Raw genomic sequence first — 24073 nt, 5'->3', positions numbered from 1 at the left:
TCCTTTCCCCGTGCACGGCTTTCCTCGTGGGCGGCTTTCCCCGTGCACGGAGTTCACTGGGCGAGGGCCCGGCGGACCACGTACGGCAGGATGCCGCCGTGCCGCAGGTACTGAAGCTCCTGCCGGGAGAACACCCTCAGCCGCACCTCGACCGTGGCGTGCTCCTGTCCCGGCCCCCGCAGATGGAGGGTGACCCGATTGGTGCCCACGGTCAGCTCGTCGAGCCCCTCGAAGGACAACTCCCGCTCACCGGTGAAGGGATGGGCCGACGCGTGGTCGCCCTCGGCGAACTCCAGCGGCAGTACGCCCATGCCGATCAGATTGCTCCGGTGGATTCGTTCGTACGACTCGGCGATCACCGCCCGCACACCCAGCAGCGCCTGGGCCTTGGCCGCCCAGTCCCGGCTGGACCCCGCCCCGTAGTTCCGCCCCGCGACCACGACCAGGTCGTATCCGGCCTCCCCATAGGTGGGCGCGGCCTGATGCACGGGCAGGACGCGCGAGCCGTCGGCGGTGCGGGCGTGCCCGCCCGGCGCCGGGCGAGCCTCGGGACCGCCTTCCAGGAGGAGGTTGGTGACGGCCGCGTTGGTGAAGGCGCCGCGCAGCATGACCTCGTGGTTGCTGCGGCGCGTGGAGTACTGGTTGAGGTCCCGCCGGGCGACCCCGCGCTCGGTGAGCCACTGTCCGGCCGCGCTGCCGGCGGGGATGGCGCCGGCGGGGGAGATGTGGTCGGTGGTGACGTTGTCGCCGAGGAGGAGGAGCACCTTGGCCCGGTCGATCCTCGGCCCGGCCGGCGGCTGGGCGGACAGTTCCGTGAGATGCGGGGGCCTGCGGATGTACGTCGACTCCGGGTGCCAGGGGAAACGGGTGCCGCCGGGTGCCTCGATCTCCTGCCACTCCTTGGTGCCCCGCCGGATGCGCGCCGCGTTCGTACGGAACATCTCCGGCCGTACGAACTCCGCGACATACGCGGCGACTTCCTCGTCGGAGGGCCACAGCTCCTTCAGGAGGACCGGGCGGCCCTCGTGGTCCGTGCCCAGGGGCTCGGTGTCGAAGTCGTGCAGGATCGACCCGGCCAGCGCGTAGGCCACGACGAGGGGAGGCGAGGCCAGATACGACAGGGAGACACGGGGGTTGACCCGGCCGGCGAAATTGCGGTTCCCGGACAGGACGGCGACCGGCTCGATGGCGCCCCGCTCGGCGAGGTCCTCCATCGTCGGATGCAGCGGGCCGGAGTTGCCGATACAGGTCATACAGCCGAAGCCGACGACATGGAAGCCGGTCTTCTCCAGGGAGGTCAGCAGCCCGGCCTCGCGCAGATACGCCTCGACGACCTGTGAGCCGGGGGAGAGGGAGGTCTTGACCCACGGTTTGGAGGTCAGCCCTCTGCGGACGGCCCGCTCGGCGAGCAGCCCCGCCTGGATGACGAGCGCCGGGTTGGCGGTGTTGGTGCAGCTGGTGATGGCGGCGATGGCGACCGGACCGTCGGGCAGCGGCCCACCGAACGACTCCGTCGTCGTGGTCGTGGTACGGCCCGCCGCCCCCCGGAACGACTCCGGCACCCCGGACAGCGGCAGCCTCCGGTGCGGCAGGTCCGGGCCCGCCACGCTGGGCTCGACCGTGCCGAGGTCGAGGTCCAGTACCTGGTCGTAGTGGGGGACGGGGCGGGCGTCGGTGCGCTTGAGGCCCTGAGCGCGGAGATAGGAGTCGACGAGCCGGACGTGTCCCTCCTCCCGGCCGCTGAGCCGGAGATACGCGGCGGTCTCGTCGTCGTAGGGGAAGTAGACGCAGGTCGCGCCGTACTCGGGGGCCATATTGGAGACGGCGGCCCGCTCGGCCCAGCCCAGGGTGGTGACGCCGTCGCCGCAGAACTCGACGAACTTGTTCACCACGCCCGTGGCGCGCAGCAGTTCGGTCAGGGTGAGGGCGAGATCGGTGGCGCCGACACCCTGCGGGAGCCGTCCGGTCAGGCGGACGCCGACCACGTCCGGGTAGGGAATGGTGACCGGCTCGCCGAGCATGGCGGCCTGTCCCTCCAGACCGCCGACGCCCCAGCCGACGACACCCAGCGCGTTGATCATCGGGGTGTGGCTGTCGGTGGCGACGAGGACGTCCGGGTGCAGCCGGGGCAGACCCCCGCCGTCGGGGTCCGTCACCCACACCACCCTGGCCAGCGCCTCCATGTTGACCTGGTGGATGATGCCGGTCCCCGGCGGTACGACACGGAAGTTCCGCACGCTCCGCTCGGCCCACTTGACCATCTCGTAGCGCTCGCCGTTGCGACGGAAGTCGATCAGCAGATTGCGCTCCACGGCGTCCGGGCGGCCGTACTCCTCGACGATCACCGAGTGGTCCACGGTCAGATCCACCGGGATCGACGGCTGCAACCGCTCCGGATCGCCGCCCAGTTCGGCGACGCTGTCCCGCATGGCGGCGAAGTCGGCCAGGGCGGGCAGACAGGTCGTGTCGTGCAGCATGATCCGGTTCGGGTGCACGGGAACCTCGCACTCGCCGCGTCCCGCCCGGGCCCGGGCCACCACATCCGCCAACGCCTCCGGCGCCCTGCGGGCCACGTTCTCCAGCAGTACCCGTATCGCGTAGGGCAGTGCGTCGAGTTCCGCGGTCGGCATGATCCGGTCGAGGGGCTGATAGCCGTACGAACGGCCCTCGACGGTGAGCACGGCGGTGCGGTCGGCGGTGCGGTCGGCGTTCATGGTCCCCTGCGGTCCTGAGGCGCGGCGAGAGCGCCGGCGAGCTTGGTCGCCCACATATTGTCTCAAGGTGTTGATTGATACAACTGGTCCGTGCGTGCGGATCTCATGAGTGGGCCGTGCGGTCGCATGAGTGGGTGGTGCCGTGCGGCTACGTGAGTGGGCGGTGCCCTCTCGCGAGGGGTGTGGTGCGGTCCTGTGGCGGGCGGGCCGGTGGTGCCGGGCGGTCGGGCCCGGTTCAGCTCTCGTCGATGCCCGTCTTGATCGAGCGCACCTTGTTCAGATGGGCGCTCAGGAAGGCGGAGGCCTCCTTGAGGTCGCCGCTCTCCACCAGGTCGAGGAGGCTCAGATGCTCGCGGGCCTGGTCGGCGAGCCGGGAGCGGTCCAGTTGGTGGCGGTACTCGATGAGACGGCGCAGCCGGTTCTGGCGGCGGACCGCGTCCAGCAGGAACTGGTTGCCGGAGCAGCCCACCAGCATCTCGTGGAACGAGGCGTTGACCTGGAACAGCTCGGCGCGTGGCAGCAGCAGGATGTCTCCGCGCAACAGCGCCTCCTGCTGCTGCCGATGCCGTGCGAACGCCTCGGCGTCCACGGTGAAGCCCGGCTCCAGCAGCGCGGCGGGCTCGATGATCATCCGGAACCGGTAGCTCTGGTCATGCGCCTCGACGGTCGCCATGACGTGCTGGAACTCCCAGCCCCGGCCCCCCGCCTTGCGCCGTACCAGGTCCTCGTTCTCCATCCGGGACAGCACCCGGTCGGCCTGGCGCGCGGTGAGCCGGTAGCGGCGGGCGATGTCGGCCGCCGTGAACGCGCCGGAGAAGCGCCCGCCGACATAGTCGTCCGCGATCTCGAAGTACGCCGAGGTCTCGACGTCGTCGCCCCCGCTCAGCTCCGCCCTGGTGAGGGTGTGCGCGTCCCGGGCGAGGAAGAACCCCCGGTTGGGGACCCGCTCCAGGATGCCGACCTCGGTCAGGAACAGCATCGCCTTGCGCACCGGCGTACGGGAGACCTCCAGCTCGTCGGCCGCCCACTGCTCGGTGACATGGGCCCCCTCGGTGAGACCGCCGCGTCGCATCAGGTCGACGAGTCGGGTGGCCATGGCGGTGGTCAGATCGGGCCGCGACATCGCTCCTGCGCTCTTCACATGGTGGTTCGGCGAACCTCGACGGTCCGGCAGACGCCCTCATCCTACGAACCGCGCGAATCCCGCTCCACGAAGAGGACACACACGGGCGACCCGGTACGCACCACACCGCCGCTGGGCCGGAGCCGGCCGGTCACGGTGTCGACGTCGTGGATGACGATGGTGTGGCCGCGCTCGTTCGCGGCGTACAGCTTCCGCCCGTCCGGGCTCAGACAGATGAACCGGGGCCGGATGCCCCCGGTCGACGTCCACTCCACCGGCCGCAGCGTCCCGTCCTTCGCCGACACCCTGAACACGGCGACGGTGTCCGGCTCGGGCCCACCCGGTGTCGAGTCCCCCGCACCGCTGCGGTTCGACGCGTACACGAACCGCCCGTCCGGGCTGACCAGGATCGCCGCGCCCCTGCTGTCCCCGGTCATGTCCGGCGCGGTGCTGGAGAGGATCTGGAGCGGAGTCAGCTCACCGCGCCCGGCGTTCCAGCCGTACGCGGTGACGGTCGAGCGGAGTTCGTCGATCGCGTAGGCGTACGGCAGGCGGGGGTGGAAGGCGATGTGCCGGGGGCCCGCGGCCTCGCGGGTGGCGACGGACGGGACGGGCCCGAAGCCCAGCTTTCCGGAGTCGGCGTCCAGAGTGAGTGTGAAGATCCGGTCCAGTCCCTTGTCGGGTACGACGACGAAACGGCCGTCGGGTGAGAAGGGCACGTGGTGGGGCTTGGCGCCGGTCTGGTCGACGCGGTGCGGTCCGGGGGTGCCGGGGAGGGGCAGCAGATCGGCGACGGGGCCGAGCCGTCCGTCGTCCAGCAGGGGCAGGGTGGCGACGGTGCCGGTGGAGTGGTTGGCCAGCACCAGGAAGCGGTTGGTCGGGTCCACCGCCAGATGTACGGGGTTGCGGCCGCCGGTCTCCTGCCGGCCCAGGGCGGTCAGGCGCCCGCTGCCGGGGTCGACGCGGTAGGCGCTGACGTAGGTGAAGTCGCCGTGCACCGCGTACAGGAAGCGCCGGGTGCGGTCGGTGGCCAGGAACGTCGGGTTGTCCAACTCGACGGTCTGGAGCGGCACCCAGTCCTCGCCGTCCGGGCCCACCTCGAACACCTCGATGCCCTTGCCCCTGCCCTCACGGGCGGCCGTGGTGCGGGAGCCGACATAGGCGAAGGAGCCCCGGCGGCGACGGCCGGTCCATACGGCGTCGGCGGCCGGAGCGGCGGCGGCCGGAGACGCGGAGACCGCGGTGGACGCGGCGGCCAGAGCGGCGGCGACCGGAACGGCGACCATCGTGCGACGGGTGGGCGGGGCGCTGGGTATGGGCCGGCGGTCGGAGGGCTCGGAGGGCTCGGAGGGCTTGGCAGGCATGGCGGGCAGGTTCACAACGGCTCCCGTCCTCGGAAGGTGGTCCGCGATCGAAAGGTGATCTGCGAGACGAACGACAGGGATTGTATTGAGAAGCTGCTTGGTACAACAGGGCGGGAAGCGAAGTCTCGTCCGTACGGTGCCCCGCCGCGAGGGCCGCGAGGGCCGCGATGGCCGCGCGGTGCGCGCTAAAGTGGGTCTAAGTGGACAGTAGTCCGCTATCGATGACCGTAGCGGACTGCTGTCCGGTGGAGCGAGGGTTCGATCGGGGCCCTGGGAGGAGGGCGAGTGGAGTCGAGCAGTGACGCGCCCCAGCGTTCGGACGCGCAGCGCAATCGCGAGCGGATTCTGGAGGTGGCGTTGGTCGAGTTGTCGCGTTCGGCGGATGTTCCGCTGAGTGCGATCGCCAAGAAGGCGGGTGTCGGTCAGGGCACGTTCTATCGCAACTTCCCCAATCGCGAGGCGTTGGTCCTGGAGGTCCACCGCCATGAGGTGCGGCAACTCGTGGACGGCGCGACCGAATTGCTGAAGAGCCGGGCCGCCGACCGGGCGCTGCGCGCATGGATGGACCGTCTCGCCCGCTTCGCGATCGCCAAGGCGGGTCTCGCCGACGCGCTGCGCCGGGCGACCGGTGCGACAGGGGGCCCCGAGAAGCCGGGCTATGCCTCGGTGGTCGGGGCGATCGAACTCCTGCTGGACGCCAATCGTGAGGCCGGCACCATCCGTCCGGACATCACCGCCGACGACTTCGTCCTCGCCATCGCCGGCATCTGGCAGATCGATCTCAAGGGCGACTGGCAGGCCCGGGCCGCCCGCCTCCTCGATCTCATCATGGACGGGCTGCGCGCGGGGGCGCCCGGGCGGGGGTGAGGGCTGTGGGTGGCCGGGGGTGCGCATTGCGAACCGGACAGTTGTCCGCTACGTTTCCTGGTAGCGGACAGCTGTCCGTTTATTGCTTCGCCCTCGAAAGGCTCGTGTGTCATGAAGCTGCTCGTCCTCGGCGCCACCGGCCCCACCGGTCGCCACCTCGTCGAACTGGCCCTGCATTCCGGCGACTCGGTCACCGCCCTCGTCCGTGACCCGGCGGCGGTGGGCGACCTCGACAGCCGCGTCGAGGTGATCCGCGGTGACGCCACCTCGCGCCACGACATCCACACCGCGATGGCCGGACAGGACGCCGTCGTCTCCGCACTCGGCCGGGGCACGTCCATACGCCCGACCGACATGTTCTCGCGCGCCTCGGCGGCCGTGATCGACGCGGCCGAGGACACCGGGGTCTCGCGCCTGGTATGGCTGTCGTCGTTCGGCGTCGGATACACCTACGACTGGTCGAGCGGTCCGCAGAAGCTGATCTACAGCACGCTGTTGCGGGCGATCTACGCCGACAAGGAGATCGCCGACGAGGCCGTCCGCTCCAGTCGGCTGGACTGGACCGTGGTCTACCCGACCCGGCTGACGCACGGTCCCGCCAAGGGCGCGTTCGCCGCGGACGACCGGCTGCCGATGAAGGGCAACCCGACGATCAGCCGTGCGGATGTGGCCGCCTTCATGCACCAGGCGGTCCACGACGACCAGTGGGTCCACCGCAGCCCCGTGATCACCGACTGAGCCCGTGCCGATGCCGGGCTCGCCGGGCGCCCGTACGGCCCCGAACCGTGGAAGTCAGGGCCTCCGCAAGGCCTCGGCCGCCTCCCGGCTCGGCGTGCCGAGTCCACCGAGCGCCTCGGCCACCTCCGAGCCGGTCTCCAGTTGCCGCCACAACTCGTGGAGGGTGGTGGAGACGTCCGTGCCGTTCCCGAACCGTCGTACCGCGATGTCGAGGTCCCGCAGCCAGCCGTCCATATAGGGTCGGCCGTCAACCGGGCCGCGTACTCCTCGATCCGGGCGGCCAGATGGGGATCGAGCCAGGGCCCGCCGGTCTCCAGCATCCGGCTGCGCACGGTCGTGCTGAGGAACGACCAGTGTGCCGAGACCTCCGCCACCGCCGGTACCGCCCGCCGCCCCGGCCGTACCGTGTCCCTGAAGCCGCCGAGGGCACGCTCGTATGTGCCGTCCTCCAACAGCCGCCGCAGCTCGGCGAGTCCGGAGTCGTTCTGCTCCGACTCCTCGTTCCGGATCGCCTCTTGCGCGGCGCGTTCCAGCGCGAGCAGCCCGGTCGCCGCCTCGTCGAGACCGGTCCGAGGGCCGGGCACCAGTCGCGGAGTGGATGCCGCGAAGTCGCCGGCCACGCGTACGGCGAGACGCCCGCTCGCACGGGCCTCCACCGCCTCGGCCTGCGCCATCCCGACCCGGCTGAGTACGACCAGGGCCAGCGGGACACCCGGTACGAGGCCCACGCGGAGTCTCCTCCCAGATCGTCCGCACCCGCCCCGCCAACGCACCACCCTCCCCGAACGACCGATGGACCAGCCCTCCGACGCTACACGGAGGGCCCGCCCACCTCGCATCGTCCGTGCGTCAACCGGCCGCGGGTCGGGTGTCAACCGACCCCGTCGGCCATGCGTCAACCGACCACCGGGCGAACTTCAGCCGAAGCGCCGCCATATCGGGCGCATGGCATGGACAAGTCACATCTGTCTGCGCGCAAGATTCTCTCCGCACCATCTGCGTGTCACGCCATCCACGACCGTGAGGAACACCTGTGAGAACGCGCCGAGTTGTGAGAAGCGTTGCCGTGCTCGCCCCCGGTCCGCTGCTGCTGACCCTCCTCGTGGCCACCCCGGCCGGGGCCGGTGCCGCCGCGCTGCCGACGGTCACCGCCACCGGCGAGACGGCCGCGCTCCACGACGACGAGGCGGGCGGCAACGCCGACGCCGACGACCCGGCGATCTGGCGCGACCCCGCCGACCCGGGCCGCAGCCTCGTCGTCGCCACCGCGAAGGAGGGCGGCCTCAAGGTGTACGACCTGGACGCCCGCCTCGTACAGTCGATCGCCGCACCCACGCCACCGGGAGAGGACGACGCCCCCGGCCGGTACAACAACGTCGACCTCGTCACCGGACTGCCCACCTCCGCCGGGCCGACGGATGTGGCGGTGGTCAGCGACCGGGGCAACGACCGGCTGCGGATCTACCGCATCGACCCCTCCCGCCCCGGCGGCCCCCTCACCGACATCACCGACCCGGCCGCCGCGCCCGTCTTCTCCGCCGATCAGGCCGAGATCAACGACCAGCGCACCGCGTACGGCCTCGCCACCTGGACCGACAGGAGCAGCGGCCGTACCTATGCCCTGGTCAGCCGGCGGGAGCGGACCCGCCTCGCCCTTCTCGAACTCGTCCCGGCGGCCGGCGGCACCGTCGGCTATCGCAAGGTCCGCACCCTCGACCTGCCCGCCTCCTTCCGGCTGCCGGACGGTACGACCTGGAGCCCCTGCGGCGAGCCCGGTGAACTGCCGCAGGTCGAGGGCATGGTCGTCGACCCGGCCACCGGCACCCTGTACGCCGGTCAGGAGGACATCGGCATCTGGCGGCTGCGCGCCGACCTCACCGGCAAGCCCGTCCTGATGGACAAGGTCAAGGAGTACGGCGTCCCGGGCACCTACGACGAGGAGACCGAGGAGTGCGAGCCGGGCGCCGACCCCGGCTACGGCGGCAAGCGGCTGTCCGCCGATGTCGAGGGGCTGACGATCTATCAGGAGAAGGGCGGGGACGGCTACTTGCTCGCCTCCAGCCAGGGCGACAACACCTTCGCCCTGTACGACCGCGAGGTGAGCGAGGGCAACGAGTACGAGGGCGGCTTCCGGATCGGGGCCGCGACGGACACGCTGGACGGTGTGGAGGAGTGCGACGGCGCGGCCGTCCTCAACGCCCCGCTGGGCGACCGCTATCCGCGTGGCCTGCTCGTCGTCCAGGACGGCCACGAGACCCCGGAGGTCCCGGACGGCGAGGGCGGCGTCCGCACGGGCACCGGCTTCAAGTTCGTCGACCTCGGTGAGGTGCTGGACGCGGTCGACGACTGACCGACGCCAGCCACTCTTCGACCGCGGCGACATGCACCGTCGCCGCGGACACCGCCAGCTGGGCGTCACGGCTCCGCAGGGCGCGCAGGATCTCCTCGTGCTCGCGGTGGGCGTGTTCCACGGCCCGCTCGGTGCGGGTGCCGCGCACGATACGGGCCCGCTGGGTACGGGTGGACAGGACCCGGAGCAGCATCGACAGCACCGGGTTCCCGACGGCCTCGACGATCCGCAGATGGAACGCGATGTCGTGGGCCACGAACTCCTCGACCGTGGCCGCCGCCCGCGACAACTCCAGCAGGGCGCCCAGCTCCTGAAGGTCCTCCGGCGTGAGCAGCGCCGCCGCGAGGCCGGTCGCCTGGGGTTCGAGGATGCGCCGTACCTGGAGGAGTTGCAGGGCCGTCCGCCCCTGGGAGACATCCGACGCGAAGGAGAGCGATTCGAGGAGGAGATGGGGCTCCAGGCTGGAGACGTACGTGCCGTCGCCCTGTCTGGCCACCAGGATGCGCATGGCGGTCAGCGCCCGGACCGCCTCGCGCAGCGAATTGCGGGAGAGCCCCAACTGCCCGGCCAGATCCTCCTCCTTGGGCAGCCGGGAGCCCGGTGGCAGATCACCGGCCACGATCATCGCCTTGATCTTGTCCATCGCCTCGTCCGTCAGCGCCACGACGGTCCCTCTCTGCCGATGGGCCACGCCTGTCCGACACTCCAGTCCGCCGGGGGCCACCACCCCTGCTTCTACTCCTGCTTCTCACCCGAGGCGAAGCGGGAGATGATCAGCGCGACGATGATGATCGCGCCGTTGAGGAACTGGTTCCAGAGCGGCGGTACACCCGCCAACGTCATGACGTTCACGACGAGTTGGAGTGTCAGCACACCGGTGAGCGCGCCGAACACCGTGCCCTTGCCGCCGTTGAGGCTCACCCCGCCGATGACGGTCGCCGCGAACACCTGGAAGATCCAGCCACTGCCCTGGGTCGCCGAGATCGACCCGTAGTGGCCGCTGTACAGGATGCCCGCGAACGCGGCCAGCAGACTCCCGAGGATCAGCACCGCCCACACGATCCGGTCGACCCGGATACCGGCCGTACGGGCCGCCTCCGCGTTGCCGCCGATCGCGTACAGCGCCCGTCCGTGCCGCAGCCACGCCAGCGCGCCGCCGCCGAGGGCGAACAGCACCAGACAGATCCAGATCGCCGCCGGGACACCGAGCCAGGACGCCTTGCCCAAGTAGGTGAAGGAGGAGGGCAGTTCGACGATGGACTGGCCCTCGGACAGGGCCACCTGGAGGCCGCGGAGCATGGTCAGCATGCCGAGGGTGACGATGAAACCGTTGAGGCGCAGCTTCAGGATCAGAAAGCCGTTGACGGCGCCGATCACCACACCCACCAGCAGACAGAGGGGGATCGCCGTCCATTCGGGGAGCAGACCGAGGCCCGTGAACCGGGCGCCGCTGGTCGGCAGGACGAGCCACACCGCGATCACGGGCGCCACGCCGATCGTCGACTCCAGGGACAGATCCATCCGCCCGGAGATCAGGATCAGCGCGGTGGCCAGGACCAGCAGGCTGAGTTCGGTGGACTGCTGGGCCACACCGATGAGGTTGTCGGCGGTCAGGAAGGCCGGTGAGACGATGAACCCGATCAGGCCCAGTACGAGGATCGCCGGGACCAGGGACAGTTCACGGAACCGACCGAGGTCGAGCCCTCGACGGGTCCCAGCGGCCGGGGGCTCCGGCGCCACGTTCGCCGCGGGATCGGTGACATCAGTGGTGGCGGACATGACTACCTTCCGTGCTCTTCGATGACGGATGCTTCGGCGGCGCCCACGGCAGGCGCTTCGGCCACACCCTCGACAGCCCCCTCGGCCACGGCCCGGACGGACACTCCGACCACGCCCTCCATGGCCGCGACCACCTGCTCGTCCCGCCAGCCACGCCCGAACTCGGCGACCGTCCGCCCGTGGAACATCACGACCACCCGGTCGCAGGTCCTCAGGTCGTCCAACTCGTCGGAGACGATCAGCGCGGCCTTCCCGCCGTCCGCGACCTCACGGATACGACGCAGCAGGAACTCCTTCGACCTCACATCCACCCCGTTGGTCGGGCGGATCGCCACCAGCACATGGGGGTCGGTGGCCAGCGCGCGGGCGACGACGACCTTCTGCTGATTGCCGCCGGAGAGCGCCGAGACGGGGGTCGCCGCGCCCGGGGTCTTGATGTCGAGGTCCCGGATCATCCGCTGGGCGAAGATCCGGGTCCGGGAGGGCAACACGGTCCCGTACGGGCCCAGTTGACCGGTGACGGTGAGGGTCGCGTTCTCGGCGACACTGCGGTCGTTGACCAGACCCTGGAGATGACGGTCCTCCGGCACCAGGCCGACGCCCACCGCCAGCGCGGACGGCACACTGCCGGTGCGTACGGTCCGGCCGCCGACCTCGATGGTGCCCTCCTCGGCGCGGTGCAGCCCGGCGATCGCCTCGCCGACGCGCACGTTCCCGCTGGCCGCGGCGCCCGCGAGGCCGACCACCTCGCCCGCGTGAACGGTCAGTGACAGGTCACGGCAGGCGCCGGGCAGGGTCAGGCCCTGGAGGGCGAGGAGTTCACGGGCGTCCGCTTTCACCGCCGTACGGCCGCTGTCGACGGTCGGGGCCACAGTGCCGCCGGACTCGCCGGTCATCGCCTCCACCAGTTCCTGGTGGCCGAGTTCGGCGACCGGAGCGGTCAGGATGTGCGCCGCGTCCCGGTACACGGTGACCGTGGTGCACAGGTCGTACACCTCCTGGAGGTGGTGCGAGATGAACAGGAAGGCGACGCCCTGCTGTTGGAGGTCGCGGAGTTTGTCGAAGAGGCGGTTGATGCCCCGGGCGTCGAGCTTGGCGGTGGGCTCGTCGAGGATGATGAAGCGTGCCCCGAAGGACAGTGCTCGGGCGATCTCCACGAACTGGCGTTGTTCGACGTTGAGGTCCTTCGCCCGTGCGGCGGCGTCGACGTCCACGCCGTACTCGCCGAGCAACTCCTCGGCCCGGCCCCGGAGTTGCTTCCAGCGGATGGGCTTCAGCGGACCGTCGCTCTGCCGGTTGAGGAAGAGGTTCTCGGCGACCGTCAGATCCGGGATGATCGTGGAGCGCTGGTAGACACAGGCGACCTTGGAGCGCCAGGCGTCGATGTCCCCGACGGGCGGCGCAGGTCGGCCCGAGAAGCGCAGGGTGCCGGTGTCGGCGGGGCGCAGCCCGGTCAGGATGGACACGAGTGTGGACTTGCCGGCGCCGTTGCGGCCGACGAGCGCGTGCGACTCGCCCGGGGCGACGGTGATCCGGGCGTCGCGCAACGCCACCGTCGCCCCGAACCTCTTGGTGATCCCGATGGCCTCGGCCACCGGAACGGAGTTCCCGGTCGCCGGGGCGGTCGCGGTCTCCGCCATGGTGGATACCGTCCTTCTTGGTGTGGGGACTTCGCGAGTCACTGGCCGACCGTGTTGCCCCACAGGGTCTTGTCGTCCACGTTGTCCTTGGTCACCAGCGGCGCGGGCAGTTGGTCCTCAAGACCGTTGGGGATCTCGATGATCGTCGAATCGTGATCGGTCTTCCCCGGCTCGAACGTCTTGCCGTCCGCCGCTGCCTGGGCGTAGTACAGCGCGTACTTGGCGTACAGATCGGCCGGCTGGGAGATCGTGGCGTCGATCTGGCCCTTGCGGATGGCGTCGAACTCCTGCGGAATGCCGTCGTTGGAGATGATCGAGATGTGTCCCTTCTCGCCGGCGGGCTTCAGCAGGCCCTTCTGTTCGAGGAGGGCGAGGGTCGGCTGCAGGAAGACACCGCCGGCCTGCATGTAGATGCCGTTGAGATCGGGGTGCTGGGCGAGCAGGCTCTGCAGCTTGGCCGAGGCCACGTCGCCCTTCCAGTCGGTGGGCAGCTCGAACACCTTGATGTCCGGGAACTTCTCCTTCATGCACTCGGCGAACGCCTCCGAGCGGTCCCGCCCGTTGATGGAGTCCAACGCGCCCTGCAACTCGGCCACCTTGCCCTTGCCCCCGAGCTGCTCGCCGAGGAACTCGCAGGCCTTGGTGCCGTAGGCGCGGTTGTCGGCGCGTACGACCATGTAGACATCGCCCTTGTCGGGGCGGGTGTCGACGCTGACCACGGGGATCTTCTTCGAGGCCAGGGTGTCCAGGGTGGAGGCGATGGCGCCGGTGTCCTGCGGGGCCATCACCACGGCCTTGGCGCCCGTGTTCTGGAAGACCTGGACATTGGCGACCAGCTTGGTGATGTCGTTCTGCGAGTTGCTCAGCGGCAGCGCGTTGACGCCGTCGGACTTGATGTCCTTCTCCAGGTAGTCGGCGTACGAGTTCCAGAAGTCCGAGTCGGAACGCGGCAGATCGATGCCGATGGCCGGTTTGTCACCGCCCGAGCCGCCGGCACCACTCGACCCCGAACTGTCGCGGTTGCATGCGGTGAGGAGGCTGAGAGCCGCGAGGGCACAGGCCGCTGCGGCGGTGGAGCGGGTGCGAACGAGCTTCATGGCCGGGTTCTCTCCTTAGCCGGTCCTTGGCCGGTCCTTGGTCAGGACGGTCCTTGTGAGCAGGGCGGAGCCCCGTGAGCCGACCGTGCGCGGGCATGCTCCGGCCATCGGCGGGGGAGGGATGAGGGGCAACCGGTGAAGGGGCGGCGGATCGTGGAACGGCCACTGCCCTGGTGTATCTGCCGGGGGATTCCTCCGATGTATCTCGGGTCGTCGAGGACGTTACGACCGCTGTGACACGGCTGACAAGAGGTCGTCCCCGCCCAATCGCGTAACGGTACGGGGTGTGCTTGTGCCTGGTGTGGATCAAAGTCGGCCGAGGAACACGTTGTCAGGGCGCCGTCCTGCGCCTAGAGTCACGATGCGCCATTCCTCCGATGAATGATGAAACCTCCATGGCAAGGGAGCTGCCCCAGTGAAACTGCTACGTGTCGGCACCCTGGGACAGGAGCGGCCCGCTGTCCGCACTGCTGACGGCCGACTGCTGGACCTGTCCTCCGTGGCCCCCGACATCGACGGCGCCTTCCTCGCCTCTGGCGGAGTCGACCGGGCCCGCGCCGCGGTCGAGGCGGGCGGACTGCCCGAACTCGACCCCGAAAGCCTCAGGATCGGCGCCCCCGTCGCCCGCCCCGGCAAGATCGTCTGCGTCGGGCTCAACTACCGCGACCACGCCGCCGAGACCGGCGCCGCCATCCCCGAACGCCCCGTGATCTTCATGAAGGACCCGGGCACCGTCATCGGCCCCCACGACGAGGTACTGATCCCGCGCGGCTCGGTGAAGACCGACTGGGAGGTCGAACTCGGCGTCGTCATCGGCCGCCGCGCCCGCTATCTGGCGGGCCCCGAGGAGGCGGCCGACGTCATCGCGGGCTACGCCGTCAGCCACGACGTCTCCGAGCGCGAGTTCCAGCTGGAGTACTCACCCCAGTGGGACCTCGGCAAGTCCTGCGAGACCTTCAACCCGCTCGGCCCCTGGCTCGTCACCGCCGACGAGATCACCGACCCGCAGAACCTGGAACTGCGGCTGAGCGTCAACGGGGAGAAACGCCAGCACGGACACACCCGCGACATGATCTTCCCGGTCCACGAGGTCGTGGCCTACCTCAGCCGCTACATGGTCCTGGAGCCCGGCGACCTGATCAACACCGGTACCCCCGCCGGTGTCGCCCTCGGACTGCCCGGCAACCCCTACCTCCGCCGCGGCGACACCGTGGAGCTGGAGATCAGCGGACTCGGCGGCCAGCGCCAGACCTTCGGGCAGGCATGACAAGCGTGAAAGGCACCCCTTTGACACCGACCCCCGCCCGGATCATCGCGGTCGACACCTACGACATCCGCTTCCCCACCTCACGGGAACTGGACGGCTCCGACGCGATGAACCCGGACCCCGACTACTCCGCCGCCTACGTCGTGCTGCGCACCGACGCGGCCGACGGGCTCGAAGGCCATGGCTTCACCTTCACCATCGGCCGCGGCAACGACATCCAGGTCGCCGCGATCGGAGCCCTGCGGCCCCACCTGCTGGGCCGCTCGGTGGACGAGCTGTGCGCCGACCCCGGCACGGTCAACCGCGACCTGATCGGCGACAGCCAGCTGCGCTGGCTCGGTCCCGAGAAGGGCGTGATGCACATGGCCATCGGCGCCGTCGTCAACGCTGTCTGGGACCTCGCCGCCAAACGCGCCGGACAGCCCCTGTGGCGCCTCCTCGCCCACGCGGAACCCGAGTGGCTGGTCTCCCAGGTCGACTTCCGCTACCTCACCGACGCCCTCACCCCCGAGGACGCCCTGAGACTGCTCCGCGAGGGCCGCACCGGACTCGCCGAGCGCGAGAGCAGGCTCCTGGAGCGCGGCTACCCCGGCTACACCACCTCACCCGGCTGGCTCGGCTACTCCGACGAGAAGCTCACCCGGCTCGCCAAGCAGGCCGTCGCCGACGGCTTCACCCAGATCAAGCTCAAGGTCGGCGCCGACCTCGCCGACGACCTCCGCCGGATGCGCACCGCCCGCGCCGCCGTCGGCGACCGCGTCCGTATCGCCATCGACGCCAACCAGCGCTGGAACGTCGACGAGGCCATCGAATGGACCCGCGCCCTCGCCGACCTCGACCCCTACTGGATCGAGGAACCCACCAGCCCCGACGACATCCTCGGCCACGCGGCGATCCGCCGGGGCGTCGCACCGGTGAAAGTCGCCACCGGCGAACACGTCCAGAACCGCATCGTCTTCAAACAGCTCCTCCAGGCCGGCGCCCTCGACATCCTCCAGATCGACGCGGCCCGCGTCGGCGGCGTCAACGAGAACCTGGCGATCCTGCTGCTGGCCGCCAAGTTCGGCGTACCCGTCTGCCCGCACGCCGGCGGCGTCGGCCTGTGCGAACTGGTCCAGCATCTGTCGATGTTCGACTACCTCGCCCTCTCCGGCACCACCGAGGACCGGGTCATCGAGTACGTCGACCACCTCCACGAGCACTTCACCGCACCCGTGGTGATGCGCGAGGGCCACTACGCCGCCCCGCTGACCCCCGGATTCTCCGCCACCATGCACCCCCGGTCCCTCGCCGAATACCGTTACCCGGACGGCGAGTTCTGGGCCGCGGATCTCGCCGGACGGGAGGACGTCGCATGACGGATCTGTCAGGTCTCCGCGCGATCGTCACCGGAGGCGCGTCCGGGATCGGGCTGGCCACCGCCCGGCTGCTGGCCGCGCGGGGCGCCGCCGTGGCCGTCCTCGACGTGGACCCCGCCGGGGCATCGGCCCCGCTGCTCGCCCTCAAGGCCGACGTCACCGACGACACCTCCGTACGGGCCGCCGTCGCCGAGGCCGTCGAACGGCTCGGCGGCCTCGACATCCTCGTCAACAACGCGGGCATCGGCGCCCAGGGCACCGTCGAGGACAACCCCGACCTCCAGTGGCAGCGAGTGATGGACGTCAACGTCCTCGGCATGGTCCGCATGAGCCGAGCCGCGCTGCCCCATCTGCGCGGCTCCTCCCACGCGGCGATCGTCAACACCTGCTCCATCGCCGCCACCGCCGGCCTGCCGCAGCGCGCCCTGTACTCCGCCAGCAAGGGCGCCGTCCTCTCGCTGACCCTCGCCATGGCCGCCGACCACGTCCGCGAGGGCATCCGAGTCAACTGCGTCAACCCCGGCACCGCCGACACGCCCTGGGTGGGCCGCCTCCTCGACGCCGCCGACGACCCCCGGGCCGAGCGCGCCGCCCTCAACGCCCGCCAGCCCATGGGCCGCCTGGTCACCGCCGACGAGGTCGCCGCGGCCATCGTCTATCTCGCGAGCCCCGCCGCCGCCTCCGTCACCGGCACCGCCCTCGCCGTCGACGGCGGTATGCAGGGCCTGCGCCTGCGCCCGGCGACGAACTCATGAGGACGAGCACACTGGCCGGTACGGCCGTCCGCACGACCGAGCTGGCCTTCGGCGCCGCCGGCATCGGCAACCTCTTCCGCCCGGTCACGGACGAGGAGGCCGCCGCCGCGATCGACGCCGCCTGGGACGAGGGCATCCGTACGTTCGACACGGCACCCCACTACGGGCTCGGCCTCTCCGAACGCCGACTGGGCGCCGCGCTGCGGGGGCGCCCCCGGGAGTCGTACACGATCTCGACCAAGGTCGGACGGCTCCTGGTCCCCGACGACCCGGGCGACGGCCCGCGCGGGGACGACCTCGCCCACGGCTTCGCCGTACCGGCGACCCACCGGCGCGTCTGGGACTTCTCCGCCGACGGCGTCCGACGGTCGCTCGCGGCCAGCCTGGAGCGCCTGGGCCTGGACCGCGTCGACATCGCCCTCATCCACGACCCCGACGACCACGCCGAACAGGCCCTCCGCGAGGCCTACCCGGCGCTGGAGCGACTGCGCGGCGAAGGCGTCGTGGGCGCGATCGGCGTCGGCATGAACCAGTGCGCGGTCCCGCTGCGCTTCCTGCGCGAGACCGACATCGACGTCGTCCTGCTGGCGGGCCGCTACACCCTCCTCGAACAGGAGGGCCTTGCCGAACTGCTGCCGGAAGCCGCAGCCCGGGGACGTGGTGTGCTGATCGGCGGCGCCTTCAACTCCGGCCTGCTCATCGACCCGAAACCGGGTGCCACCTACGACTACGCGCCCGCGCCCGAAGCCGTCATCGGCCGGGCGCTACGGCTGAAGGCGATCACCGAACGCCATGGTGTGCCGCTGCGCGCCGCCGCCCTGCGCTTCCCGGCCGCCCATCCGGCGGTGGCGGCCGTACTGAGCGGCGCCCGCTCCGCCGAGGAGGTGCGCGACGCGGCCCGTCTGATGCGGCAGCCCATCCCGGACGCCCTGTGGGACGAGCTGCGAGCGGAGGGGCTGCTCGCCCAGGACACCCCCGTCCCCCAGTCCAAGGAGCCGTCGTGAGGGTCGCCCTGCACACCAAGGTCCGCGCCGACCGCATCGAGGAGTACGAGGCGGCCCACCGTGACGTCCCCGAGGAGCTGACCGCCGCCATCCGGGCCGCCGGGGTCAGCGAGTGGACGATCTGGCGCAGCGGTACGGACCTCTTCCACCTCCTCGAAGTGGAGGACTACGCGGCGATGATCGCGGAGCTGGAGAAGCTGCCGGTCAACATCGCCTGGCAGGCCCGGATGGCCGAACTCCTCGATGTCGTCCACGACTACTCCACCGAGGGCTCCGACGCCTCGCTTCCGGTGGTGTGGGAGCTGTGACCGAGAACCCACGACTCATCGACGCCCATCACCACGTCTGGGACCTCTCCGTCCGCGACCAGGACTGGATCACCGGCCCCGAACTCGCCCCTCTGCGCCGCGACTTCTTCCTCCACGACCTGGAGCCGGAGGCCCGTGCGGCCGGGATCACCGCCACGGTGCTGGTACAGACGATCACCGTGCCCGAGGAGACCCCGGAGTTCCTCGCCCTGGCCGCCGACAGCGATCTGATCGCCGGGGTCGTCGGCTGGACCGACCTCACCGCCCCCGATATCGCCGACACCCTCGCAGAACTGCGCGAACTCCCCGGCGGGGAACACCTGGTGGCCATCCGCCATCAGGTGCAGGGCGAACCCGACCCCCGCTGGCTGCTCCGCCCCGCCGTACAGCGCGGCCTGACCGCCGTGGCCGACGCGGGCCTCGCCTACGACCTCCTGGTCACCCCCCACCAACTGCCCGCCGCCATCGAGACCGTACGACGGCTGCCCCAACTGACCTTCGTCCTCGACCACTTGGCCAAGCCGCCCATCGCCGACGGGAAGCTGTACCCGTGGGCGGACGACATCCGCGCCCTCGCCGCCCTCCCGAACGTGACCTGCAAGTTCTCCGGCATGGTCACCGAGGCCGACTGGGACAGGTGGACCGTCGCGGACCTCCGCCCGTACGCCGACACCGTGCTGGAGGCGTTCGGCCCGGCCCGACTGATGTTCGGCTCGGACTGGCCGGTCTGCCGTCTCGCCGCCGACTACACCCAGGTCCTGGACGCGGCTCGCTCGTTGACGGCAGGCCTGAGCCCGGCCGAACGGGAGGAGGTCTTCGCGGGCACCGCCGTCCGCGCCTACCGACTACCGTCCTGACCTCACGAAGACACGGCGCACGGACGCAGGACCATGAGCGAGTCCTCCAGGGCCGCCACCATGGCGAAGGGGAACCGGTCGAGTTCGACACAGAGCGCGACGTCGTCGGGATGGACTCCCTGACGCACACCCTCCGTCAGCTCGGCGGCGGCGCGTGAGTCGGCGGCGCGGCGCAGGAACTCGGTCGCGTCCGTCCCGGAGCCGGTCGCGTCGGTCCCGTCTTCGGTGGCCCTCCGAGCGATGTACTGAGCGCACGCCAGATCCTCGTCGGCCCGCCCGTCCTCGCCGGTGACCACGAACGTGACACCGTCGCACTCGCGGGTCCGCAGGAGCCGGGCCGTTGCCTCCGCCACGACGAAGGCTGCGCACAGCACCAGCGACGCTTCCTTGACCGCGAGGGCGCCGACCGTCCCCGCCGTGGTCTTCTGCACCACGGTCCGACCGCCGAGGTCCATGGACCGCAGCAGGCCCGGCGAGTTGACGGTGTCGAACCCGGGCGCCGGCGGACCGTCCTTGATCGCCACCCAGTCCGGATGGCGGGCCTTAAGCGCCAGCGCATCGTCCAACGACTCCGCCAGAACGATCTTCTCCGCACCCTGGGCGAACGCCCAGGCGGCCACCGTGAAAGCACGCATGACGTCGACCACGACCGCCACGGACGGGACTTCGGCCAGCTCGGCGATACCAAGGAAACGAGTGTCCATCCCGTCATGATCACTCAAGCCCGACCATCGAGGCCAGTTCCTCGTCACTCAAGCCCGACCATCGCGGCCAGTTCCTCATCACGCATGGCCGACCATCGCGGCCAGCTCCTCCGGCGTACGCGGACCGGCAGCCTCCCGCGTCAACAGCCCCTGCTCGCGCAGCAGCCGGGCCGCCGCCACCCCCCAGGGCAGCCGCAGCCCCGCCTGCTGGAGGAGGTCGGTGCGGGCCAGCACGGTGGCCGCCGGTCCCGTACGGGCGCCGGACGGGGTGAGCAGTGCCGCGTCGTCGGCCCAGCGCAGCGCGAGGTCGACGTCATGCGTGGCCATCACCACCGTCGTACCGGACCTGCGGAGCTGATCCAGCGTGGCCAGCAGCCGTTCCTGGCCGTCGGGGTCGAGGCCGGCGGTCGGCTCGTCCAGGATCAGGACACGGGGCCGCATCGCGACGGCCCCGGCGATGGCGGTCCGCTTGCGCTGCCCGTAGGACAGCAGATGGGTCGGCCGGTCGGCGAGCGCGCCGATGTCGAGCGCCGCGAGCGCCTCCTCCACCCTGGCCCGCACCTCCTCGTCGGGCAGCCCGAGGTTCAGCGGCCCGAACGACACGTCCTGCGCGACGGACGCGGCGAAGAGCTGATCGTCCGGGTCCTGCACCACCAACTGCACGGTCGTCCGCAGCCGGGTCAGCCCCTTGCGGTCGTAGGTGACCGGCTGCCCGTCGACCGTCAACGTGCCGTCGTGGGGCCGCAGTCCACCACTGAGCAGCCTCATCAGGGTCGTCTTCCCGGTGCCGTTGCGGCCCAGCAGGGCCAGCGCCCGCCCTTCGCGCACCTCGAAGTCGAGTGCGCTGAGCACGGTCGGCCCGTCCTCGTACGCGAACGACGCGCCCCGCAGGGCGACCAGTACGGCCTCGCTCATGCCGGCGGCCTTTCCAGTACGAAGGTGAGGGCGGCCACGGCCGCGAGAAGGGCGACGCTGGTCGCGGTGAAGCGGACCGAGACCCGGGCCTCGGGGACCAGGACGCGCAGGGTGCCGTCGTAGCCCCGCCCGGCCAGCCCCGTCTGCAGTCGCGCCGCCCGGTCGAAGGCCCGCACGAACGCCGTGGCGCCGAGCCCGGCGAGGGAACGCCAGGTGGCCGCACGGGTGGTGTGCCCGAGCCGGGCCGCCTGGGCGTCACGGATACGGCGTACCGAGTCCAGGAGCAGGAAGCTCATCCGGTAGGTGACCAGCGCCACGTCCACGACGGGCGCGGGCACCCCGGCCCTGACCAGGCGGGGCAGCAGATCGGACATGGGGGTGGTGAAGGCGAACAGGAGGACGCCGAGGGAGGCGGCGGAGGTACGCAGCAGCAGTTCCGCCGCACGGGCCGGGCCGCCGTCGGCCGGCGTCACGAAGCCGTCCGGCCCGCCGACCTGGACGAGCAACGGCAGCGCTCCGGTGACACAGAAACCCAACGGCACCCGGTAGGCCCGCCAGAGGCGGCGGCCGGGGACACCGGCCGGGCCCAGCAGCGCGGCGAGCGCGGTCACCAGGACGAGTGCGGCACCGGGCCAGGGCGGCAGCGAGATCGCGAGCACGGTGAGACCGAGCCCGAGCACGGCCTTGTCCACGGGATGACGGCGGCGCCAGCGACTGCTGTGCGCCGCCGCGTCGATCGGCAGCACGGGAGATCAGGCCCCTTCGGCCGCGGACTCGTCGGACTCGTCGGCGGTCTCACCGGCCGGGCTCCCGGTCTCACCGGCCGGGCTCCCGGCATTCCGCTCAAGCGCGCGCCGCTCACCCTGCCTGCGCCCCCGGTGGAGGCCGAAGTAGTAGGCGAGGACACCCGCGCCGAGCGCGGCCTGGAGCGAGAACAACGCGGACTCGATCTCACCGGACGGCGGCTCGTACAGGGGGGAGAACCAGGGCTTGTAATCCGGCTCGATCTCGGTGATCGCGGTCTCCGCCTCCCCGTCCGCGCCCGTGAACGGCTCCTCCTTGTGGTCGCCGAGGCCGAGGGCCAGCGGCAGCACGGCGAGCGCGGCCACGACGAGCAGCAGCAGAAGGTTGATCTTCGTGTTCCTGCTGATGGTGGTCTTGCTGATGGTGTCCTTGCCCGTGGTCTTGTCGCCGGTGGTCTTCTCGCTCATCACGCCACCGCCCCGGTTCCGGTCCGGCTCTGCTTGCCGCCGCTCAGAAGTACGCCGAGCCGGGTCAGTTCACCCTTGCTCGACTGCACCAGGAGCCGCATGACGAGCACGGTGAGCAGGCCCTCGCTGATGGCCAGCGGGATCTGGGTGACGGCGAAGATGGAGCCGAACTTGCCGAGGGCGCCCAGGAAACCACTGCTCGGGTCGGGGAACGCGAGCGCCAACTGCACGCTGGTCACACAGTACGTGGACAGGTCGGCGACGAACGCGCCGAAGAACACGGCGACCATCAGCGGCACACCGTACCGCCGCAGCAGTTTGTAGACGGCGTATCCCGCCCAGGGGCCGACGATCGCCATCGAGAAGACATTGGCGCCGAGCGTGGTCAGACCGCCGTGCGCGAGCAACAGTGCCTGGAACAGCAGGGTGATGGTGCCCAGTACGGCCATGATCGGCGGCCGGAACAGGATGGCACCGAGCCCGGTGCCGGTGGGGTGGGAGCAACTGCCGGTCACCGACGGCAGCTTCAGCGCGGACAGGACGAAGGTGAAGGCCCCCGAGGCACCGAGCAGCAGGGTGCTCTCGGGGTGCTCCCTGACCTCACGAGTGAGTGACCGTACTCCGTGGACTACGAACGGCGCGGACGCTACGCCCCAGGCGATCGCGTGCGCCGGGGGGAGGAAACCCTCGGCAATGTGCATGGCTCAGCAGACCCTCTCCAGCACCTCGTGGATGGTTGACGCGCCTCGGCCGGTCTCCTGGCTGACGGGTACCACCGCCCGTGCTCCGCCTTCCCGGGTCACAAGGACCCAGTGGCTGCCCGTAAGGGCTGGAGCCGGACTTCCCGATCACAGTGGCGAGGGCCGCACCGGCATCACACCGGATTTCCCGTTCACCGAGGCGTGGTGACAGTAGTGCCCGTACAAGGGGGCTGACAAGCGCAGACGGGGGCGCGCAAGCGGTGGTGAACAGCACACACCCGGGCGCACACCTCCACCGTCACACGCGGCACAGGGCCACCCTTGGCCAACTCCCTTGCCCTGCGCTTGAATGCGGTCTTCTGAATGTCGTCTTCCGAATGCCGTCTTCACGTCTTCGACACAGGGAGTCAGCTGTGCACCGCCCGACCTTGGCTCGCAGCACACGCCGTCTCGGCGTCCTCACCGCGGCCGCGCTGGCGGTCACCGTCGCCACCGCCGGACCGGCCGCGGCGCACGCGGAGGTCGAGGCGGAGGGCGCCCGGGCCCTCGACCAGAATGTCGAGCTGATCTTCTCCGCCGAGTCGGAGTCCGCGTCCGCGGGCATCACCGGGCTGGAGGTGATCCTCCCCGAGGGCATCACCCCCGCCGACATCACCTACGAGAAGGGCCCCGAAGGCTGGAAGTTCGCCCCCACCGACCGGGGTTGGACGGTCTCCGGCGAGAAGCTCCCGGTGGGCGAGGACGTCGAGTACACGGTCACCGTACGACAGTTGCCGGACGCCGAGTCGCTCGTCTTCAAGACCCTCCAGTCGTACAGCGACGGCATGGTCGACCGCTGGATCGAGTTGGAGGAGGAGGCCGAGGGGGACGGCCACGGTCATGGCCATCCGGCACCGCGCCTCGCCTTGGCGGCGGCGGCACCGGGGGCGACGCCGGTGTCCCCGACGCCGAGCCCGTCTGAGGCCTCGGCCACGGCGGCGGCGTCGGACGAGCCGGCGGCCGAGGCCGACGACTCGACTCCGTCGGCGGCGGCCGACACCACGGAGGACGTCGACGGCATGTCCCTCGCCGTGCCTCTGGGTATCGGCGGGGCCGTCCTGGTGTTGGGCGCGGGGGTGTGGTGGCTCAGGAGCCGCAAGGGTGGTGCTGCTTGAGGGGGTGGACTGTCGCCCAAGAGCTCGGGGGGTGAGGTTGTCGGGCGGGTGCGGGTGAGTGGGGGCTGGTCGCGCAGTTCCCCGCGCCCCTGAAAAAGCGGGGGCTGCGCCCCGCTTTTTCATCGGCCCGCAGGGCCGTCATTCAGGGCCGGAGGCCCGAAATAAAG

Annotated in this window: 23 protein-coding genes and 1 riboswitch; of the genes, 10 read left to right on the top strand and 13 right to left on the bottom strand. The window is 70.8% G+C overall.

Translation table 11 applies throughout. The features are described from left to right. Positions 1–53 precede the first annotated feature (53 nt). From acnA to ACWD4G_RS39945, 3 genes are all read right to left on the bottom strand, one after another. On the bottom strand, positions 54–2714 hold the full coding sequence (gene acnA / locus ACWD4G_RS39955) for an aconitate hydratase AcnA (RefSeq protein WP_451302612.1): 2661 nt from the start codon (positions 2712–2714) through the stop codon (positions 54–56). Between the two features lie 235 nt (positions 2715–2949). After that, positions 2950–3837 (bottom strand): GntR family transcriptional regulator, encoded by an 888-nt coding sequence (locus tag ACWD4G_RS39950; protein ID WP_451302610.1) that lies wholly within the window; start codon positions 3835–3837, stop codon positions 2950–2952. A gap of 62 nt (positions 3838–3899) precedes the next feature. Beyond that, entirely contained in the window at positions 3900–5201 is a 1302-nt protein-coding gene (locus ACWD4G_RS39945) for a lactonase family protein (RefSeq protein ID WP_451302608.1), read from the bottom strand. A 285-nt stretch (positions 5202–5486) separates the two neighbouring features. Here ACWD4G_RS39945 and ACWD4G_RS39940 point away from each other — a divergent pair, with 285 nt between their 5' ends. Next, on the top strand, positions 5487–6068 hold the full coding sequence (locus ACWD4G_RS39940) for a TetR/AcrR family transcriptional regulator (protein WP_451302606.1): 582 nt from the start codon (positions 5487–5489) through the stop codon (positions 6066–6068). Between the two features lie 111 nt (positions 6069–6179). Beyond that, positions 6180–6806, top strand: a complete 627-nt coding sequence (locus tag ACWD4G_RS39935; protein ID WP_451302604.1) for an NAD(P)-dependent oxidoreductase — start codon at positions 6180–6182, stop codon at positions 6804–6806. Positions 6807–6860: 54 nt separating this feature from the next. Here the strand turns inward: ACWD4G_RS39935 and ACWD4G_RS39930 are convergent, their stop codons facing one another. Next, positions 6861–7040, bottom strand: coding sequence for a hypothetical protein (locus tag ACWD4G_RS39930; RefSeq protein WP_451302603.1), 180 nt, complete (start codon positions 7038–7040; stop codon positions 6861–6863). 832 nt (positions 7041–7872) lie between these two features. Between ACWD4G_RS39930 and ACWD4G_RS39925 the strand changes: the two genes are divergently transcribed. After that, positions 7873–9156, top strand: coding sequence for a phytase (locus ACWD4G_RS39925; protein WP_451302601.1), 1284 nt, complete (start codon positions 7873–7875; stop codon positions 9154–9156). Here ACWD4G_RS39925 and ACWD4G_RS39920 read toward each other — a convergent pair. The 4 genes from ACWD4G_RS39920 to ACWD4G_RS39905 form a co-directional block, all read right to left on the bottom strand. Beyond that, positions 9110–9820 carry a FadR/GntR family transcriptional regulator gene (locus ACWD4G_RS39920; protein ID WP_451302599.1) on the bottom strand — a complete coding sequence of 237 codons (711 nt, stop codon included), beginning with the start codon at positions 9818–9820 and terminating at the stop codon, positions 9110–9112. The genes ACWD4G_RS39925 and ACWD4G_RS39920 overlap by 47 nt on opposite strands. A gap of 71 nt (positions 9821–9891) precedes the next feature. Next, positions 9892–10935, bottom strand: a complete 1044-nt coding sequence (locus ACWD4G_RS39915; RefSeq protein ID WP_451302597.1) for an ABC transporter permease — start codon at positions 10933–10935, stop codon at positions 9892–9894. 2 nt (positions 10936–10937) lie between these two features. Beyond that, on the bottom strand, positions 10938–12575 hold the full coding sequence (locus ACWD4G_RS39910) for a sugar ABC transporter ATP-binding protein (protein WP_451302595.1): 1638 nt from the start codon (positions 12573–12575) through the stop codon (positions 10938–10940). Between the two features lie 38 nt (positions 12576–12613). Then, complete coding sequence (locus tag ACWD4G_RS39905) at positions 12614–13672, bottom strand: sugar ABC transporter substrate-binding protein (RefSeq protein WP_451302593.1); 1059 nt, start codon at positions 13670–13672, stop codon at positions 12614–12616. Between the two features lie 415 nt (positions 13673–14087). Between ACWD4G_RS39905 and ACWD4G_RS39900 the strand changes: the two genes are divergently transcribed. The 6 genes from ACWD4G_RS39900 to ACWD4G_RS39875 are packed head-to-tail and all read left to right on the top strand — an operon-like array spanning position 14088 to position 19221. After that, the gene (locus ACWD4G_RS39900) at positions 14088–14939 is read left to right on the top strand and encodes a fumarylacetoacetate hydrolase family protein (protein ID WP_451302591.1); all 852 of its coding nucleotides are present in this window, start codon (positions 14088–14090) and stop codon (positions 14937–14939) included. A 20-nt stretch (positions 14940–14959) separates the two neighbouring features. After that, on the top strand, positions 14960–16297 hold the full coding sequence (locus tag ACWD4G_RS39895; protein ID WP_451302695.1) for an L-fuconate dehydratase: 1338 nt from the start codon (positions 14960–14962) through the stop codon (positions 16295–16297). Next, a complete protein-coding gene (locus ACWD4G_RS39890) occupies positions 16294–17052 on the top strand; it encodes an SDR family NAD(P)-dependent oxidoreductase (protein WP_451302589.1) in 759 nt (252 codons plus the stop codon). The genes ACWD4G_RS39895 and ACWD4G_RS39890 overlap by 4 nt, the downstream gene beginning before the upstream one ends. Then, positions 17049–18056: an aldo/keto reductase gene (locus ACWD4G_RS39885; protein WP_451302588.1), complete on the top strand. Its 1008-nt coding sequence runs from the start codon at positions 17049–17051 to the stop codon at positions 18054–18056. Before ACWD4G_RS39890 ends, ACWD4G_RS39885 begins: the two co-directional genes overlap by 4 nt. Then, positions 18053–18364 (top strand): L-rhamnose mutarotase, encoded by a 312-nt coding sequence (locus tag ACWD4G_RS39880; RefSeq protein ID WP_451302586.1) that lies wholly within the window; start codon positions 18053–18055, stop codon positions 18362–18364. The genes ACWD4G_RS39885 and ACWD4G_RS39880 overlap by 4 nt, the downstream gene beginning before the upstream one ends. After that, positions 18361–19221 (top strand): amidohydrolase family protein, encoded by an 861-nt coding sequence (locus ACWD4G_RS39875; protein WP_451302584.1) that lies wholly within the window; start codon positions 18361–18363, stop codon positions 19219–19221. The genes ACWD4G_RS39880 and ACWD4G_RS39875 overlap by 4 nt, the downstream gene beginning before the upstream one ends. Positions 19222–19223: 2 nt before the next feature. On the opposite strand, the gene ACWD4G_RS39870 is transcribed toward ACWD4G_RS39875, so the two are convergent. The 5 genes from ACWD4G_RS39870 to ACWD4G_RS39850 form a co-directional block, all read right to left on the bottom strand. Next, positions 19224–19925, bottom strand: a complete 702-nt coding sequence (locus ACWD4G_RS39870; protein ID WP_451302582.1) for a 2-phosphosulfolactate phosphatase — start codon at positions 19923–19925, stop codon at positions 19224–19226. Between the two features lie 78 nt (positions 19926–20003). After that, a complete protein-coding gene (locus ACWD4G_RS39865; RefSeq protein ID WP_451302580.1) occupies positions 20004–20840 on the bottom strand; it encodes an energy-coupling factor ABC transporter ATP-binding protein in 837 nt (278 codons plus the stop codon). Then, the gene (gene cbiQ / locus ACWD4G_RS39860; RefSeq protein ID WP_451302578.1) at positions 20837–21586 is read right to left on the bottom strand and encodes a cobalt ECF transporter T component CbiQ; all 750 of its coding nucleotides are present in this window, start codon (positions 21584–21586) and stop codon (positions 20837–20839) included. The genes ACWD4G_RS39865 and cbiQ overlap by 4 nt, the downstream gene beginning before the upstream one ends. 6 nt (positions 21587–21592) lie before the next feature. After that, a complete protein-coding gene (locus tag ACWD4G_RS39855) occupies positions 21593–21991 on the bottom strand; it encodes an energy-coupling factor ABC transporter substrate-binding protein (protein ID WP_451302693.1) in 399 nt (132 codons plus the stop codon). 59 nt (positions 21992–22050) lie between these two features. Then, positions 22051–22752: an energy-coupling factor ABC transporter permease gene (locus ACWD4G_RS39850; protein ID WP_451302576.1), complete on the bottom strand. Its 702-nt coding sequence runs from the start codon at positions 22750–22752 to the stop codon at positions 22051–22053. A 30-nt stretch (positions 22753–22782) separates the two neighbouring features. Continuing rightward, positions 22783–22966: riboswitch (cobalamin riboswitch) on the bottom strand. A gap of 199 nt (positions 22967–23165) precedes the next feature. Between ACWD4G_RS39850 and ACWD4G_RS39845 the strand changes: the two genes are divergently transcribed. After that, the gene (locus ACWD4G_RS39845; RefSeq protein WP_451302574.1) at positions 23166–23906 is read left to right on the top strand and encodes a DUF1775 domain-containing protein; all 741 of its coding nucleotides are present in this window, start codon (positions 23166–23168) and stop codon (positions 23904–23906) included. Positions 23907–24073 lie beyond the last annotated feature (167 nt).

Source organism: Streptomyces sp. NPDC002643 (assembly GCF_053592555.1).
Note: the sequence above shows the minus strand (reverse complement) of the source record. Positions and strands in the feature narration are given on the sequence as shown.